The organism is Clavibacter tessellarius (assembly GCF_001618005.1).
GTDB lineage: Bacteria > Actinomycetota > Actinomycetes > Actinomycetales > Microbacteriaceae > Clavibacter > Clavibacter tessellarius_A.
Map to the genome: position 1 here is coordinate 23,046 of NZ_LQXA01000044.1, position 15,860 is coordinate 38,905.

The following is a 15,860-nucleotide window of genomic DNA, read 5'->3' on the forward strand; positions in this document are numbered from 1 at the left end:
CCCGCCTCAGTGCCGGTGCTCGGTGTCCCAGGCGGGGAACGGATCCGCGTACGCGCGCCACGCGTCCGGCCCCGCGACCAGCTCGGCGGGCTCCAGGAGGCAGGCCCCGAGGATCCGGTCGAGCGCCTCGCCGTCGAGCCCCTCCCCCACGAAGGCGATCTCCTAGCCCGCGGGCGACTCCGGATCCCAGCTCGGCATGCCGGTCGGGTCGAGGCTCAGCACGTCGCCTGCCGTCGACCACTGGCCGACCGTCTCCGGCCGGCTCGCGAGGCGCACGAGCCCGCGCGACCGCACGATGCGCCCCGCCGGTCCCGGCACGAGCTCGCACGCGACGGCCCGGCGCAGGCGGCCGGGGTGGAACGGGCGCGGATCCCGGAAGACGTGCACGCCCATCGGCGCCGCCTGATCCGACGGCCCGTCGGGCGCGGCCAGCACCGCGAGCCGCGCCGGCAGCCGCCCCGCCAGCGCCACCTGCCAGCCCATGCCCGCCGCGAGGCGCCGCACGCGCTGCCGGGCGATCCGCACGGGCACCGGCACGAGGGCGTCGCGGTCGCCGTGCGTGACGATCCGGGCGTCGGGCGCGAGCAGGCCGACCAGCGCGACGACGCGTCGGGCGTCGGCGGTCGGCCGCTCCGGATCCAGGTCCGCGAGCACCACGACGCTCGCGCACTCCAGCCGCCCGGCGAGCCGCTCGCCCGCGTCGAACGGGGCCGCGTCGTCGTCGCGAGGGTCGAGCAGCACGTCGCGGATCTCGGCGACCGAGGAGACGGCCACGACGTCGAGCACACCGATGGGCGTGGATCCGGGATGCCGCGCCTCGACCACGTGCTCCAGGACCAGGGCGACCTCGAGCGGATCCGCGGCGGGCTCGAGCGCGACGACCGCGAGGCCGCGGCGGCCGTCGTCGACGTCCGCGATCAGCCCCTCGGCAAGCACGGCGCCGAGCCGGCCGCTGTCGCCGTCGGGCGCCTCGACGACCTGCGGATCCGCGGCCTCGGGCGATCCGGTGACGGCGGCGGCCACTCGCGAGGCGGCGCGCAGGGTGCTCGCCGAGACGAGGGTCACGGCCAGGCCGCCGCGCGTGACGGGAGGGATGGCGTTCGGGTGGGCGTCCATCCGCCCAGCTTAGAAGAGAACGGTTCTCATCAAGCACCGGGAGGGCATCCGGGGCGGCGACCGGCGGGGCGGCCGGTGTCCCCGGCGCGACCTAGGCTGCGGGAGGGGGACGACGACAGGGAGACGCATGGCCGACGACAGGGATCCGCAGCGCGCCGACGAGGGCTCCGCGCCCGGCACCGAGCCGCTCGAGGCCGTGCGCTTCGGGCTCGACGGGTGGGTGCTCGAGGTCGACCTCGACGAGGCCGACGCCCGCGCGCTCCGGTCGACGCTCGCGCCCTACGCCACGGCCGGGCGGCGCACCACCGTGACGGTGACGCCCGTGGCGGATCCCCCGCCCGTGTCCTCCGGCGCGAGCCCGGCCGCGACGGGCGAGCGCGCCGCCGCCCGCGCCTGGCTCGAGGCGAACGGCCACCGCATCGGCACCCGCGGCCGCATCTCCGCCACCCTCATGACCCTGTACCGCGCGCGCGACGGGCGCTGACCGGCGCGACCCACGTGGCGGGTGCGACCCGTCCGGGCACGATGGAGGCGTGAGCGCCGCCGACCCCCGCCTGTTCCCCGTACTCCCGCGCCTCGAGGGCGAGCGCGCGGTCCTCCGCCCCTTCACCCCCGCCGACGTCGAGGCGATGGGGCCGATCCTCGCCGACCCCGACGTGATACGCCTCACCGGATCCGCGCACACGAGCGCCGAGGTCGCCGAGATGGCCGGGCGCCCTGAGCTCGACGACCGCACGCGCACCTGGTACGCGACGCGCGCCGACCAGCCCGACCGCCTCGACCTCGCGCTCGTCGACCGCGCGACCGACGCGTGCGTGGGCGAGGCCGTGCTCAACGAGTGGAGCCCCGAGGACCGCAGCGCGAACCTCCGCATCCTCATCGGCCCCGCCGGCCGCGACCGCGGGCTGGGTTCGGAGGCCGTGCGCCTCCTGGTCGACCACGCGTTCGCCGCGACCGACCTCGCGCGCATCTCCCTCGAGGTCCTGGACGTCAACCCCCGCGCCAGCCGCGTCTACGCGCGCGCGGGCTTCGTCGAGGAGGGCCGGCTCCGCGCGGCCTTCCGGTTCGACGGCGAGCCGGTCGACGTGATCGTGATGGCGGTGCTGCGGTCGGATCGGCGGGGCTGATCCGGCCTCGTCCCGGTCCCAAGGGGAGCGCGACGGGCGCGACCGGGCCGGGACGATGACAGCCGCCCGGGAGCCGCCCGCGCGCTGAATCCCGGAGATGCACCGCGCTGACGCGCCGACGGCCGGCGTCCCCGCGAGGGAGACGCCGGCCGTCGGTACGTGCGGATGGTCCGGTCAGCGACGCCAGGTCGGCGCGTGGCGCGTGAAGAGGGTCCAGCTGTGGTGCACGGTGTCGATCTGACCGAATCCGTCGACGAACTGGCCTTCGCAATTGGGGTTGGGGAAGCTGACGACGCTGGTGCCGTACTCCGACGGGATGAAGACATTCACGTGACTGTCGGTGTCGAGGTTGTTCCGGTAGTTCGGGAAGGTCTCGCAGTAATGGAAGCTCGGACGGTCGGCCCCGTTGACCCACTTGTTGCTGGGGCCCGCGACCATGAACGACTCGACGTTCTGCCCGCCGCGGGAGACCGGGGTCCAGTGCGTCGTGAACGTGTACATCTGGGTGGCGACCTTGGATTCCGTGGGGTCCCCGGCCGGGCTGGTGCTCACGGAGGACTCGGCGGCGTGGGTGGTCGACGGGGCCGCGGACGCCGGCGCGATGCCGAGGCCGACGGTGGCGGAGAGCGCGACGGCCGCCGCGGCGGCGACGGTCCCCGCTCGGCGGCGGAGGCGCGAGGGTCGGGTGGAGTGCGTGGTGGATGGCATGACGATGATGCTCCGTTCGTGGGTGGGAGATCAGAGGCTAAGGAGCCCGCCGATCCCGCGGACGGGCGCATCCACACCGAGCGGGTGATGGGGACTCTCGGCACCCACGCACCGCGGATGTGCATGCGCGCACGACCCGCGACGCCGCGCACGCGCCCCGCCGCGCGAGGCCGAGCTGGTGGAGGGACCGACCGCACCTCGTCGGCGGGTCGCGCTGACGGACGACGGCCGACGTCTCCGCGGGGGAGACGTCGGCCGTCGGTGCGTGCGGATCGTCCGGTCAGCGAGGAGCCGGCGCGTGGTGCGTGAAGAGCGTCCAGTGGATATCCCCCCTGTCGATCGGACCGCTTCCGCCGACCTTCGAGTAGTCGTAGCCGGTGCACGAGGGGCCGGAGTAGCTGGTGACGGTGGTGTTGAGGATCTGCGGCAGGACGATGCCCACGTTGCGGTAGTCAGTGATCTTGGGGTCATATCCGGGGTACGTGACGCATTCGTTGATGTCGTTGACGGCCAGCCCACCCGGCCTGACCGAGTAGCCCCGGATGCGGAAGGACCGGATGTTCTGCCCCCCGTCGGCGACCTTGACCCAGTGCGTCTGGAACACGAACCGGTACTGCGCGCCGGGCCACTTGGGCGCCGGTCCGGGCTTGGCTCCGGGGATGGTGATCTGGGAGGCGTCGGTGGGGGTGGACGCCGGGGCCGCGGCGGCCGTGGCTGCGGATGCCGGCGCGATGCCGAGGCCGAAGGTGGCGGAGAGCGCGATGGCCGCGGCGGCGGCGACGGTCCCCGCCCGGCGGAGGCGACGCGAGGATCGGGTCGAGGGCGCGATGGATGGCATGGCGATGGTGCTCCGTTCGTGTGTGGGTAGAGCGAGAGGTTAGGGAACCATCCCGATCCCGCGGGCGCGCCCATCCACAGCGAGCAGGCGCTGGGGACACCGCCGTACCCTTCCGTCTCGGATGTGCATGCGCGTTCGCGTACGCCGCGCACCGCGCCGGACGCATGCGCACCGCGAACGATCCGCGCCCGCCCCATCACGCACGACGCCCGCCGGCCGCGGATGCGGCGCGACGGGCGCGTGGTCGAGCGGGTGCGGCTAGCCGAGCGACACGGCCGTCCACGACACGGGCGGCAGCGTGATCGTGAGGGTGCCGTCCGTCAGCGACGCCGAGGCGTTCGGCGTGAGGCCCACGCGCTCGCGGTCCTCGAACGTGTTCTTCGCGTAGACGTCGTCGTCGTGGATCCCCACGGCCTCGAGCACCTCGGACACGGCGAGGCCGGCGACGTCGACCTCGATGGAGAGGGCCTCGGTCAGGCTGCGGTTCACGAGGAAGACCGCGGCGCGGCCGGTGGCCTCGTCGAAGGTCGCGACGGAGTCGACGAGCGGCGCGGTGCCGTGCACCTCGGTCTCGTACGTGCCCACGTCGATGCGCGGGCGCAGCACCTCGCCCTGCGCGAGCCGGCTCGTGACCGAGAACGGGAAGAACGTGGTCTGGCGCCAGGCGCCGCCGCCGGTCTCCGTCATGATCGGCGCGATCACGTTCACGAGCTGCGCGAGGCTGGCCGACGTGACGCGGTCGCTGTGCTTGAGCAGCGTGATCATGAGGTTGCCGAGCACGACCGCGTCGGCGACCGAGTAGACGTCCTCGAGCAGGTGCGGCGCGTAGGGCCAGCCCTCGGTGATGACGCCGGACTCCTGGTGCTCGTCGAGGTACCAGACGTTCCACTCGTCGAACGAGATGTTGATGGTCTTGTCGCTCTTGCGGCGGTACTTGACCTGGTCGGCGGAGGCGACGACCGTGCGGATGAAGTACTCCATGTCGAGCGAGGAGGCGAGGAAGCTGCCGAGGTCGCCCTTGCGCTCCTGGTAGTAGGCGTGGGCGGAGATGAAGTCGACGTTGTCGTACGCGTGCTCGAGCACGGTGCGCTCCCACTCGCCGAAGGTCGGCATGCCGGATCCGCTGCTGCCGCACGCGACGAGCTCGAGCGTGGGATCCACCATCTTCATGGCGCCGGCGGTGCGGTTCGCGAGCTTGCCGTAGTCGTCGGCGGTCATGTGGCCGACCTGCCACGGGCCGTCCATCTCGTTGCCGAGGCACCACATCTTCACGCCGTGCGACTCGGGGGATCCGTTCGCGATGCGCTGGTCGGAGAGGGCGGTGCCGCCCGGGTGGTTCGCGTACTCGAGGATGTCGAGGGCCTCGAGCACGCCGCGCGTGCCGAGGTTGACGGCCATCATCAGCTCGCTGCCGGTGAGCTCGCACCAGCGCGCGAACTCGTCGAGGCCGACCTCGTTGGTCTCGAGCGAGTGCCAGGCGAGGTCGAGGCGCTTCGGGCGCTCGGCGCGCGGGCCGACGCCGTCCTCCCAGCGGTAGCCGGAGACGAAGTTGCCGCCGGGGTAGCGGATGGTGCTCGATCCGAGCTCCTTGACGAGGTCGACGACGTCGAGGCGGAAGCCGTCGGCGTTCGCGGTGGGGTGGCCGGGCTCGTAGATGCCGTCGTAGACGCAGCGGCCGAGGTGCTCGACGAAGGAGCCGAAGGTGCGGCGGTTGACGGGGGCGACGACCGCGGTGCGGTCGATGGCGATCCGGGCGTCGGGGGCGGGACGGGCGTCGGTCATGGAGTGGTCCTTCACTTCATCGGGAGCGGGGCCGATCGACGCCGGGGGTGCCGGGTGGATCCGAGCCGTTACAACGTTGTAAGAGCAACGCGGGTCCATTCTCGCGGGGGCGTCGGGGCGGTGTCAACGCGACGCGGGCCCCGCGGCCGGGGAGGCCGCGGAGCCCGCGTCGGGTCGGTGGCGCGGATCAGCGCCGGGTGACGGTGATCGAGTCGAGCTCGGCGAAGCCGCTGCCGCCCGCGAAGTTCGGCGACCCCTTCGCCAGCCGGATGACGTTCGACCCGGCCTGGAGGGTGACGGACGTGGACACGGTCGCGAAGCGCCCCCAGCCCCCGGTGGTCGGGTACGACAGCGACGTGAACGCGCCGCCGTTCGACGCGAGCCCCTGCGTGGACGTCGCCGTCCCGCCGTTGGCGTAGCGCACGCCGAGCGCGTAGGAGCCGGCCGTCGGCACGTCGACCGTGAAGTCGACGAAGCTGTCGCTCCGCATGTCGGCCGAGCCGTCGATCCCGCCCACGTACGAGCCGTTCGAGGCCGCCGAGGATCCGAGGATCTGCGCGTTGACGACCGTGGCGTTCTCCGCCTCGTACGTCTGCTGCGTGCCCTGCAGCATGCTCGTGGTGGGCCCGGACGCGGGCGTCACGACGACCTGGTACGCCTGCGTCGCATCCATCCCCGCCACCGGGATGGAGACCGCGCCACCGACGACGGGCAGCGTCTGCGTGGAGAGGGTCGTCGGGGCGGCCACGTTCGTCTTCCGGCCCGTGCCCGGCGTCGAGGACAGCGTCACGCGCACGCTGCTGCCGAAGGACCCGATCCCGGTGACGCGCACGGTGTTCGTGCCGGAGTCGCCACCGAACACCCCGTTCACCACCTTCCGGGAGCCGTCGAGCGACGCGATCCCGTCGAGGTCGCCCGCCGCCGTCACGGGCAGCATGTTCCCGCTCATGTCGCCGTACCACTTGTACATCCAGTAGGAGGCGGTGGGCTTGCCCTGGTAGAGCAGGCCGTTCATCGTCCCCGACTCGTACCAGTACGCGCGCTCGGCGTCGTGGACGCCCGCCCGCTCGAACTGGGCGATGTAGTGCAGCGCCGAGCTCGGCACGTCGACCTCGCCGGTCCCCGCGTACTCGTTGATGGAGATCCGCCGCGGCGAGATGCCCAGCGACCTCTCCAGCGCCCGGTAGTCGGCGACGTGCTCGTCGACCCCCTTCCAGCCCTGGGACAGCTCGTGCCAGACGATCACGTCGGGGAGCGTGCCAGTCGCCTTCGCGTTCTGGAGGAACGAGCGCATGAAGGTCGGGTTGTAGACCGTCGTGCCGGGACCGATGATCGGCGTCACCGTGTCCTTGGCGCGGATCTGCCGGTAGGTGCGCGTCCAGCCGTCGTTGTAGGGCCCCGCCTTGGCGGTGTCCCAGGTCCCGTCGGGCTCGTTCCAGATCTCCCAGCCGTCGATCCCCGTGTTGCCGGTCGCGGCCAGGCGCGCGTCGACCATCGTGTCAACCTTGCTCAGCCAGTCCTGCCAGCTCACCCACTTGTACGGGAAGTTCGGGTAGATGTCCGGCATGCGGACGTACTGCTGCCCGCCGGTCGCGGTGACGCTCGGCGCGACCTTCAGCGCGTCGCCCGTGGGGACGGTCGCGCCGTTGCCGAGCTGCTGCACCCCGGGCGGCGGCTGCGTGTGCTGCCGCAGGCGGAGCGGCTGCAGGATCGACGGATCCGGCATCGTGCTCGTCGCGAACCCGTAGAGGCCGCCCGCGGCGACGTGCGTGACCGGCCGGAGCGAGCTGCCCGCGTCGATGGTCAGCGTCCCTCCCGCCGCGGCAGCCGGGCCGGCGGAGGCGACGAGGCCCGTCGTCGCCAACCCGATGCTCATGATCCCCGCCAGCAGTGCTCTTCTTCTCATCCCATGCTCCTTCGCGTGGTGGTCGCGGTGCCGCCCCGGTGGGCGGCGATCCCGATGACCGGTGCCGTGCAGATGTGCTGGTCGTCCCGTCGGGCCCGTGGGCCGGCGGGGACGCTGAGGCGGGTCACCGATCGCCGGTCGCCGGGGCGACGGGGATCCAGACCCGCATGGTCGAGGGACCGCGGTTGGCCCAGGAGGCATACGGCACGAGGTCGACGAGGCCGAGGTCGTCGACGCGGGCGCCGCGCTCGTCGCGGGCGCCGCGGTCGTCGGGCGCGCCGGCCGGGCCGTACGGCCAGTCGGCGGGATCCGCGACCCGGCGGGAGAGCCGCACCCGCGCGCCGCGCCGGGTGGGCTCGGGCGCCGTCGCCGTGTCGACGGACACGTCGCCCACCTCGCCCGAGGGCAGGTCGGTGGACTCCAGCGCGAGCACGAGCGGCCCGCGCTCCACCGCGACCTGGCCTCGCACGGCGTCGATGCGCGGATCCGGGGCGACGAACCGGGCGGTCACGGGCAGGTCGACGGTCACCGTCTCACCCGCGCGGAACCGGCGGCGCATGACGACCCGCCGCCCGCGGGCCTCGACCGGGGAGCCGCCCGGCTCGGTGACGGTCGCGGTGCGGGCCCACGCGGGGATCCGCACGGCCAGCTCCACCTCGCGCTCCGTGTCCTCGCGGAACGTGATCGCCACGTCCCCGGCGTACGGGTAGCCGCTGCGCACCGACAGCGCGACGCGCGTGCCGTCGTCGAGCGCGGTGTCCACGTCGTAGGAGCCGAGCTGGTGGATCTGCACCCCCTCCGGCGAGCGCGTCGCGAAGGTCAGCTCCATGCTCGCGAGCGTGCGGGCGACGTTCGTGGGGCAGCACGACACCTCGAACCACGGCGCGCGGAGGCTCGCGAGGGCGCGCGCGTTCACCACGTCCTCGTCGGGCGCGACCCCGGGGGTCCGCTGGTGCAGCGTGTTCGTGTAGAAGAAGGCGCGGCCGTCCTCCCGGGGGGAGGCGAGCACGGTGTTGAGGAGCGTGCGCTCGATGAGGTCGGCGTAGCGCGGGTCGTCCTCCTGCAGGAGCAGCCGCCACGACAGCATGTTCGAGGCGATGCCCGCGCAGGTCTCGGCGTACGCGCGGTCCGGCGGCAGCTCGAAGTCGGCGCCGAACGCCTCGTCCTGGTGGTGGGATCCCATGCCGCCCGTCACGTACGTGCGGGTGCGGACGGTCTCCTCCCACTGGCGGCGCACCGCGTCGGCGAGCTCGGCGTCGCCCGTCTCGACGGCCACGTCGAGGGCGCCGGCCGCGAGGTAGAGCGCGCGCACCGCGTGGCCGCGGAGCACGTCGGCGTCCCGCACCGGCACGTCGTCCTGGAAGTACTCGGCTCCGTACTCGATCTGGTCGAGCAGCCCGTGGCCGCGCCGCTCGACGAACAGGCGCGCCAGCTCGACGTAGCGCGGCTCGTCCAGCGCGCGGCCGAGCTCCACGAGCGCGACCTCCACCTCCGGGTGGCCGCACACGGCGACCCGGCCGTCGGGCCCGAACGCCTCCCACAGGTGGTCGGCGACGCGCGCGACCACGCCCACGAGCTCGGGTGACGCGCCCGTGCGGTGCGCCGCGACGCCCGCCTGGATCAGGTGCCCCATCGAGTACAGCTCGTGGCCCCACTCGAGGTCGGAGTAGCGCGGCCGCTGCCACGCGCGGCCGAACGACGTGTGGAGGTAGCCGTCGGGATCCTGCGCCGCGGCCACCCGGGAGACGAGCCGCGCGAAGCGGCCGGCGAGGTCGGCGCGCGCGGCGACGGCGGCCTCGTCGCGGGCGTCGACGGACCGGCCGAGCTCCCACGCCATGCCCTCGAGCAGCTTGTGGATCTCCGAGTCGACGAACTCGATGCCGGCGTGCCCCCACCCCTCCTCCCCCGATGCCGCGCGGTCGAAGTTCGAGGTCCAGCCGATCCGCTCCATCCACTCCTCGCAATGGCGGAGGATCACGTCGGCGTTCAGCCGCTGCCGCTCGCCCCAGAAGCCGTCGACGAGGCGGATCTCGGACGCGTCGAGCGGGGTCAACCGCGACGCGCTCGGCGCGACGGGGCCGCCCGGGCGGGCAGGGCGCGAGCCCGGGCGGGCAGGTCCCGGGCCCGGGGCGGCGGGAGGGGCGACGGTCGGGTCGACGGCGGCGGTGCGGGTCACGGGGTGTCTCCTCGTAAGGGAAGGGGGATGCGGATCGGGGACCACAGCGCGCGGATCACGCGTCAGTCCTTCACGGCGCCGGCGGTGACGCCCGCGGCCACGTAGCGCTGCGCGACGATCAGGAGGACGGTCGCCGGGATGGACGCGACCACGGCGGTGGCCATGATCGAGTTCCACTCCTGGTTGTTGTTGCCGATGTAGCGGTAGATGCCGAGCGTGATGGTCTGCGCGGTGCCGCCGCTGTTCAAGGTGGACGAGAACACGAAGTCCGACCACGCCCACAGGAAGGCGAAGAGGCCCACGGTCACGACCGAGTTGCGGCTCACGGGCAGCACGATCGAGACGAAGGTGCGCCAGGTGCCCGCGCCGTCGAGCTCGGCGGCGGACAGCAGCTCGTCGGGGATCCCGCGCATGAACGCCGTGAAGATGAGCACCCCGAACGGCACGGCGAGCGTGCTGTCGGCGATGATCAGCCCCCACCACCGGTTGAGGATCCCGGCGTTGAGGTAGATCGCGTAGAAGCCCATCGCCATGATCACCTGCGGGATCATCTGGGCCACGATCATCACGAAGCCGAGCACGCCGCCGCCCACGGGCCTCAGCTTCGCGAGCGAGTAAGCGGCCGGCGCCGAGAGCGCGATGGTGACGATCACGGTGCCGAAGCCGACCACGAGGCTCGTGCCGAGGTACGGCAGCTGGTCGCGCATCACGGCCGCGTAGCCGTCGAGGGTGGGCGTCAGGGGGAACAGCTGCGGCGGGCTCTGCCGCATCTGGGCGGTGGGCGTCAGCGAGACGTTCACCATCCAGTAGACGGGGAAGAGCATCACGGCGGTGAGCAGCACGCCGATCACGGTCGTCGCGGCGCTGCGGCGGCCCCTCCGGCGGATCTGCGCGGCGCGCTCGGGCGAGCGGGCCGACGCGGACGCGGGACGGCGGCCGACGGGGGCGGGGCCGGCGGTTCCGGTGGGGCCGACGGATCCGGCGGATCCGGCGGGTCGGGCGGGAGCGGCGGTGGACATCAGCTCTCCTGCTTCCTCTGCACGCGCAGGTAGACGAGGCCGCAGACGAGGGCCATGACGATGAGGAGGTTGCCGACCGCGGCGGCCGGCCCGAAGGTGGGCAGCGTCGACCCGAAGCCGAGCTGGTAGGACCAGATGGCGAAGGTCGTCGAGGTGTCCCCGGGGCCGCCGCGGGTCATGATCCAGATGATGTCGAACACCTTGAGCGTGTAGACGAGGCCCAGCAGGATCGTGATCGCCGACACCGGCGCGAGCAGCGGGAACGTGATGCGCCGGAAGCGCTGCCACGACGTCGCGCCGTCGAGCGACGCCGCCTCGTACAGGTCGCTCGGGATGTTCTGCAGGCCGCTGTAGAGGATCACGAGGTTGAACGGGATCCCGATCCAGATGTTCGCGACGATCACCGACGTGAGCGCCCACTGCGGCGAGGTGAGCCAGTTGACCTGGCCGCCGCCGAGCGCGCGGATGGCGGCGTTCACGATCCCGCTCTCGCTGTTGAGCATCCACGACCAGGTCGACGCGCTCACGATGAGCGGCAGCAGCCACGGCACGAGGAACAGCGCGCGGAGGGTGGCCGAGAGCCGGAACCGCTGGAAGAAGAACACGGCCAGCGCCATGCCGATCGTGAACTGGAAGGCGATGGAGACGAGCGTGAAGGTGAGCGTGTTCGCGAGGGCCGGGCCGAAGGTGGGGCTCCGGACGATCTTGGCGAAGTTGTCGAGTCCGATGAACGGCGCCGACCCGTCGATGAACGAGCGGATCGTGTAGTCGCGCACGGACAGGTCGACGTTCCGGATGAGCGGGTACGCGTAGAAGACGGCGAGGTAGACGACGACGGGGACGAGGAACGCCCACGCCGTGAGCTGACGAGGTCCGACGCGGCGGGGCCGCCGGGCGTCGACCCGGGGCGCCTCGCGGCGGGTGATGGCGGGGGCGCTCATCCGGGTCAGCCGTTCGCCGACTCGGCGGCCTTCTGGGCCTCGTCGAGCGCGTCCTGGGGGCTGGCCGCTCCGCTGAGGCTGTTCTGCACGGCCTTCCAGAGCTGCTCGGAGATGCGCGGGTACTTCGTGCCGAGGTCGTCGCTCGTGCGGCCCTTGGCCTCGCCGACCGCGGTCACCCAGGGTGCGAGGTCGGGATCCGCCGCCACCTGCGCCTTCTGCGCGTCGGCCGTCGGCGCGACGTAGGAGAGCGTGGTGTCGGTGGCGACGAGGTTGTCCGTGCTGGTGAGGCAGGCCTGGATCCGCTTCGACACGTCGTACCTGGCCTGGTCCCGCTGCACGGGGACGGTGAGGAACTCGCCGCCGGTGGGCGCGGGGGCCGAACCGCCGTCGCTCGCGGGGATGGAGAGGATCCCGTAGTCCATCCCGGAGTCCTTCACGCCCTTCAGCTGCCACGTGCCGTTCTCGCCGAACGCGTACTCCCCGGTGAGGAACTCCTGCCACGAGGTGGTCTGCGTGTTGCCGATGACGCTGTTGGGCGCGAGGCCGCGCTTCACCCAGTCGGTCCAGAGGGTGAGTGCCTGCACGGCCCGGTCGGAGGAGAGGTCGGTGAGCTCGGCGCCGGATCCCCAGAAGAACGGCAGGAACTGGAAGCTGCCCTCCTCCGTGCCGATGCCGGAGAACGTGATGCCCTTGCCGCCGGACGCCGTGACCTTCTCGAGCGCCGCCGTGAGGGAGGCCCAGTCGGTGATGGTGGCCGGATCCACGCCCGCCTTCGCGAGCACCGTCTTGTTGTAGTAGAGCGCGAGGGTGTTGGCGCCGATGGGGACGCCGTACGTGTCCTTCCCGATCTGGCCGGCCGCGAGGACGTTCTCCTCGAAGCCGGAGACGTCCGCGCCGGTCTCGTCCGTCGTGGCGAGGAGGCCGCCCTCGGCGAGCGTGGAGACGACCGGGTTGTCGACGAGCAGCAGGTCGGGTGAGTTGCCCTGCTGGCCGGCGAGGAGCGCCTTGCTCGTGAGGTCGGAGGTGTCGTAGGCGGTGCGCTGGACGGTGACGCCCGCCTCGGTGCCGCACGTGTCGACGAGCTTCGCCCAGGCGGAGGAGGCGTCGAACTGGGGGTACGGGTCCCAGAACGTGTACGTGCCGCTGGCGGCGGATCCACCGGAGGCGGCGCTGCCTCCGGTGGAGCAGCCGGCCAGGGCCAGTCCGGCGACGAGCGCGCCGGCCGCGACGGCCGCGCGCGTGGAGCGGGGGAAGGAGTTCACGGGTTGTCCTCTCGGGATGCTGCAGGGCAGGCCCCCGAGGAGTCCGCGCGCGTCGCGCGGCCGCCTCCCCGATGAGGACTGCAAACCGAAACCGGTTTCGGTATGGAAGGTACGACCGCCTCGTTTGCTTGTCAACATCTGGATGAACTATTTTCGAACTCGTGACCATCGACGGGCCGAGGCCGGGATCCGGCCCGGTGACCCTCGCGGACGTCGCGCGAGCCGCGGGCGTCAGCGTCGCGACCGCCTCCAAGGCGCTCAACGGACGGGCGCAGGTGCGCGAGTCCACCCGACGACGCGTCGAGGAGGCCGCGACCGCGCTCTCCTTCACGCCGAACTTCTTCGCGCAGGCGCTCAACTCCTCGCGCACCGGCACCATCGGCATGGTCACGAGCGACCTCGACGCCCGCTTCGTGCTGCCGATCCTGCTCGGCGCCGAGGACGCGTTCGGCAAGGGGTCGCTCTCGGTGCTGCTCGCGGACGCCCGCGACGACGCGCTCCGCGAGCAGATGCACCTGCAGTCGCTGCTCACGCGCCGGGTCGACGGCCTCCTCATCGTGGGGCGCACCACCAACCCGCGGCCGCCCGCGCCCGTGATGGCCGGCGTGCCCGTCGTCTACGTCTACGCGCCGTCGACGGGAGAGGGCGACGTGTCGTTCACACCCGACAACGTGATGGCGGGGCGCCTCGCGGCCGAGCACCTCATCGCGCGGGGGCGCACGCGCATCGCGCTCGTCAACGGCGAGTCGTCCTACGCGGCGGCGCACGACCGGGCCGAGGGAGTGATGGCGGCGCTCGCCGACCACGGGCTCGAGCTGGTCGGCGGATCCTCGCTCTACGGCCAGTGGGGCGAGGCGTGGGGCCGGGACTGCGCGCGCCTGCTCGTGCGCGGCGGGGACCCGGTCGACGGGATCATCGGTGGCAGCGACCACATCGCGCGCGGCGTGCTCGACACCCTGCGCGACGAGGGCCGCGACGTGCCGGGCGACGTGGCGGTGATCGGCTTCGACGACTGGGACCTGCTCGTGAGCGAGGCACGGCCGCCGCTGTCGAGCGTGGCCATGGAGCTCGAGCACCTCGGCCGGATCGCGGCGCAGCGGCTGGTCGACATGATCGACGGGGAGCGCACCGCCGGCGTGCACCGGGAGCCCGTGCGGGTCGTGGCGCGGGCGTCGACCGGCGCGTGATGACGGCACCCACGCAGGCCCTGTTCCTCGGCGGGCGCTCGGGCGTCGGCAAGTCGACGGTGGCGGCGGAGGTGGCGCGGATCCTCGCGGCGGCCGACGTCGCCCATGCGCTCATCGAGGGCGACGCGCTCGACCAGGCGCACCCGGAGCCGTGGCGGCACGGGATCCCGCTGGCCGAACGGAACCTCGCATGCATGTGGCGGAACTACCGCGACGCGGGCTGGACGCGCGTGATCTACGCGAACACCGTCAGCGTGCTCGAGCTCCCGGGGCTCACGGCGGCGCTCGGCGGCGAGGTCGAGGCGGTGGGCGTGCTGCTCACCGCGAATGACGCGACGGCCGCCGCGCGGCTGGCGGGGCGCGAGATCGGGTCGGGGCTGGCGGAGGCGGTGGAGCGCAGCGCGGCGGCCGCGCCGCGGCTCGAGGCGGCGGCGGATGCGGTGCACCGCGTGGCGACCGACGGGCGGACCGTCGCGGAGATCGCGGCGGAGGTGGTGGCGCTCAGCGGGTGGACATCGGGCTGACGCTTCAGACGATCCGCGGCCACGTGCTGGTCAGATGCGCCTCGATCGCCCGGTGCCGGAAGCCGTAGGACGTGCCCCGGTCGATGATGCCGCGCACGGTGTCCAGGCGCTGCGCCGTGGTGCCGACCTCCGCGGCCCTCGACCGGCCCATCTCCTTCGCGATGCGGGTGAGCGTGCGCTCCGCGGCGGGCAGCGCGGCCATGGCCTCCACGAAGGCACGCTCCCGCGGGGGCAGCCGCTCGAGGATCCGCTCCACGTGCGCGGCCGCCTCGCGCTCCGCGCCCCGCCAGCCTGCGTGGACCTCGGCGCGGGTGATCGTCGTCCCCGATCCGGCGTACCAGGCGCGCTCCCCCGCCAGTTGGAAGAGGAACGGCTCCCCTCGGCACAGGTCGACGACCGCGGCGACGGCGTCCTGGTCCATGCGGATCCGACGGGTGCGACCGGAGCCCTCCGCGACCTCCCAGCCCGGCAGGACGAAGTCCTGCAGCGCCGCCCGGATGTCCTCGTCGTCGATCGCGGTCAGGACGGTCGTGCGGAAGCGGCGCGCGAACGTCGCCGCCTTGTGCGCGCCCGCCCGGTCCTCGAAGTCCGGCAGGCCCGTGAGGTACACCGCGATCGGCAAGGACCTGCGCACGTGAGCGCCGCCCGGGACCACGACGTCCTGCTCGTGCGTGATCGCGTCGCCGAGGGCGATGAGGAGCTGGGAGAGCGTCCGCTCGTCCGTGATGTTCTGCACCTCGTCGATGTGCACCAGGACGACCCGCTCCTGCCGCATCGCCGCTCGCCCGACCTCGACGAGCAGCGCGGTCAGCGCCGTGTGCGGCTCGGGGCCGGCCTGCTCGGATCCCGCGCGCACCGTCAGCGACAGCCCGGCGGCGGCGACCGCCTCCACCCTCGCGATGGACTCCTTGATCCGCTTCTCACGCACCGAGGGCAGCCCCGCGGCGCGAGCGAGCTCCAGCACCGCGGCCGCGACGGGCTTCAGCGGGTCGACGCCGAGGGGGATGCGGAGCTGCGGCGTGACCCAGTCCCCGTCGCGAGCAGCGGCCTGCGCGATGCGCCGCACGAGCGAGGACTTGCCGAGGCCGGGCTCCCCGAGCACCGTGCGCCCGCGCTCGGGGAGCCCGCGGAGGAGCCGGGGGCGGACCACGTCGCGCCAGTCGCTGAGCTGCTCGGTGCGGCCCGCCCAGATCTCCGGGACCGTGTCGGAGCCGGGGCTGAAGGGGTTGTCGGTCGCGTCACGCATGTTGGTAATGTTACCAAGGTCGCCTGGT

15 protein-coding genes are annotated in these 15,860 nt (G+C 73.1%); 4 read left to right on the forward strand and 11 right to left on the reverse strand.

Features of this window, described 5'->3' with window-relative positions; genetic code table 11:
• Positions 1-6: 6 nt before the first annotated feature.
• Both AWH51_RS16500 and AWH51_RS11720 read right to left on the reverse strand, forming a co-directional pair.
• Positions 7-150, reverse strand: coding sequence for a hypothetical protein (locus tag AWH51_RS16500; protein ID WP_254654559.1), 144 nt, complete (start codon positions 148-150; stop codon positions 7-9).
• A gap of 12 nt (positions 151-162) precedes the next feature.
• Positions 163-1,116 carry a GTP-binding protein gene (locus AWH51_RS11720; protein ID WP_254654560.1) on the reverse strand — a complete coding sequence of 318 codons (954 nt, stop codon included), beginning with the start codon at positions 1,114-1,116 and terminating at the stop codon, positions 163-165.
• Between the two features lie 127 nt (positions 1,117-1,243).
• Between AWH51_RS11720 and AWH51_RS11725 the strand changes: the two genes are divergently transcribed.
• Both AWH51_RS11725 and AWH51_RS11730 read left to right on the forward strand, forming a co-directional pair.
• Positions 1,244-1,600 carry an Lsr2 dimerization domain-containing protein gene (locus AWH51_RS11725; RefSeq protein ID WP_063072248.1) on the forward strand — a complete coding sequence of 119 codons (357 nt, stop codon included), beginning with the start codon at positions 1,244-1,246 and terminating at the stop codon, positions 1,598-1,600.
• A 49-nt stretch (positions 1,601-1,649) separates the two neighbouring features.
• Entirely contained in the window at positions 1,650-2,243 is a 594-nt protein-coding gene (locus AWH51_RS11730) for a GNAT family N-acetyltransferase (RefSeq protein ID WP_081235082.1), read from the forward strand.
• A gap of 174 nt (positions 2,244-2,417) precedes the next feature.
• On the opposite strand, the gene AWH51_RS11735 is transcribed toward AWH51_RS11730, so the two are convergent.
• The 8 genes from AWH51_RS11735 to AWH51_RS11770 all read right to left on the reverse strand — a co-directional run bounded on the left by AWH51_RS11735 (position 2,418) and on the right by AWH51_RS11770 (position 12,875).
• Positions 2,418-2,951: a hypothetical protein gene (locus AWH51_RS11735; RefSeq protein ID WP_063072249.1), complete on the reverse strand. Its 534-nt coding sequence runs from the start codon at positions 2,949-2,951 to the stop codon at positions 2,418-2,420.
• A 280-nt stretch (positions 2,952-3,231) separates the two neighbouring features.
• Positions 3,232-3,789 (reverse strand): hypothetical protein, encoded by a 558-nt coding sequence (locus AWH51_RS11740; RefSeq protein ID WP_063072250.1) that lies wholly within the window; start codon positions 3,787-3,789, stop codon positions 3,232-3,234.
• A gap of 258 nt (positions 3,790-4,047) precedes the next feature.
• Positions 4,048-5,571 (reverse strand): alpha-N-arabinofuranosidase, encoded by a 1,524-nt coding sequence (locus AWH51_RS11745; protein WP_063072251.1) that lies wholly within the window; start codon positions 5,569-5,571, stop codon positions 4,048-4,050.
• A 187-nt stretch (positions 5,572-5,758) separates the two neighbouring features.
• The gene (locus AWH51_RS11750; RefSeq protein WP_063072252.1) at positions 5,759-7,477 is read right to left on the reverse strand and encodes a carbohydrate-binding protein; all 1,719 of its coding nucleotides are present in this window, start codon (positions 7,475-7,477) and stop codon (positions 5,759-5,761) included.
• A 124-nt stretch (positions 7,478-7,601) separates the two neighbouring features.
• Positions 7,602-9,653 carry a glycoside hydrolase family 127 protein gene (locus AWH51_RS11755; RefSeq protein ID WP_081235084.1) on the reverse strand — a complete coding sequence of 684 codons (2,052 nt, stop codon included), beginning with the start codon at positions 9,651-9,653 and terminating at the stop codon, positions 7,602-7,604.
• Between the two features lie 62 nt (positions 9,654-9,715).
• Entirely contained in the window at positions 9,716-10,477 is a 762-nt protein-coding gene (locus tag AWH51_RS11760) for a carbohydrate ABC transporter permease (RefSeq protein ID WP_063072295.1), read from the reverse strand.
• A 194-nt stretch (positions 10,478-10,671) separates the two neighbouring features.
• The gene (locus tag AWH51_RS11765) at positions 10,672-11,613 is read right to left on the reverse strand and encodes a carbohydrate ABC transporter permease (protein ID WP_063072253.1); all 942 of its coding nucleotides are present in this window, start codon (positions 11,611-11,613) and stop codon (positions 10,672-10,674) included.
• A gap of 5 nt (positions 11,614-11,618) precedes the next feature.
• Positions 11,619-12,875, reverse strand: coding sequence for a sugar ABC transporter substrate-binding protein (locus tag AWH51_RS11770; RefSeq protein WP_063072254.1), 1,257 nt, complete (start codon positions 12,873-12,875; stop codon positions 11,619-11,621).
• Between the two features lie 161 nt (positions 12,876-13,036).
• On the opposite strand from AWH51_RS11770, the gene AWH51_RS11775 reads away from it, so the two are divergent.
• Together AWH51_RS11775 and AWH51_RS11780 are read left to right on the forward strand one after the other, a co-directional pair.
• A complete protein-coding gene (locus AWH51_RS11775) occupies positions 13,037-14,062 on the forward strand; it encodes a LacI family DNA-binding transcriptional regulator (RefSeq protein ID WP_081235091.1) in 1,026 nt (341 codons plus the stop codon).
• Entirely contained in the window at positions 14,062-14,586 is a 525-nt protein-coding gene (locus tag AWH51_RS11780) for a hypothetical protein (protein ID WP_063072255.1), read from the forward strand. The genes AWH51_RS11775 and AWH51_RS11780 overlap by 1 nt, the downstream gene beginning before the upstream one ends.
• A 4-nt stretch (positions 14,587-14,590) precedes the next feature.
• Here the strand turns inward: AWH51_RS11780 and AWH51_RS11785 are convergent, their stop codons facing one another.
• Positions 14,591-15,832, reverse strand: coding sequence for an ATP-binding protein (locus AWH51_RS11785; RefSeq protein WP_063072256.1), 1,242 nt, complete (start codon positions 15,830-15,832; stop codon positions 14,591-14,593).
• Positions 15,833-15,860: the final 28 nt, after the last annotated feature.

Bases quoted from the DNA above. Each gene is read 5' to 3' on its own strand.
- AWH51_RS11750 (WP_063072252.1), bottom strand. From the start codon at position 7,477: ATGAGAAGAAGAGCACTGCTGGCGGGGATCATGAGCATCGGGTTGGCG.
- AWH51_RS11780 (WP_063072255.1), top strand. From the start codon at position 14,062: ATGACGGCACCCACGCAGGCCCTGTTCCTCGGCGGGCGCTCGGGCGTC.
- AWH51_RS11765 (WP_063072253.1), bottom strand. From the start codon at position 11,613: ATGAGCGCCCCCGCCATCACCCGCCGCGAGGCGCCCCGGGTCGACGCC.
- AWH51_RS11760 (WP_063072295.1), bottom strand. From the start codon at position 10,477: ATGCTCTTCCCCGTCTACTGGATGGTGAACGTCTCGCTGACGCCCACC.
- AWH51_RS11735 (WP_063072249.1), bottom strand. From the start codon at position 2,951: ATGCCATCCACCACGCACTCCACCCGACCCTCGCGCCTCCGCCGCCGA.
- AWH51_RS11785 (WP_063072256.1), bottom strand. From the start codon at position 15,832: ATGCGTGACGCGACCGACAACCCCTTCAGCCCCGGCTCCGACACGGTC.
- AWH51_RS11720 (WP_254654560.1), bottom strand. From the start codon at position 1,116: ATGGACGCCCACCCGAACGCCATCCCTCCCGTCACGCGCGGCGGCCTG.
- AWH51_RS11740 (WP_063072250.1), bottom strand. From the start codon at position 3,789: ATGCCATCCATCGCGCCCTCGACCCGATCCTCGCGTCGCCTCCGCCGG.
- AWH51_RS11725 (WP_063072248.1), top strand. From the start codon at position 1,244: ATGGCCGACGACAGGGATCCGCAGCGCGCCGACGAGGGCTCCGCGCCC.
- AWH51_RS11745 (WP_063072251.1), bottom strand. From the start codon at position 5,571: ATGACCGACGCCCGTCCCGCCCCCGACGCCCGGATCGCCATCGACCGC.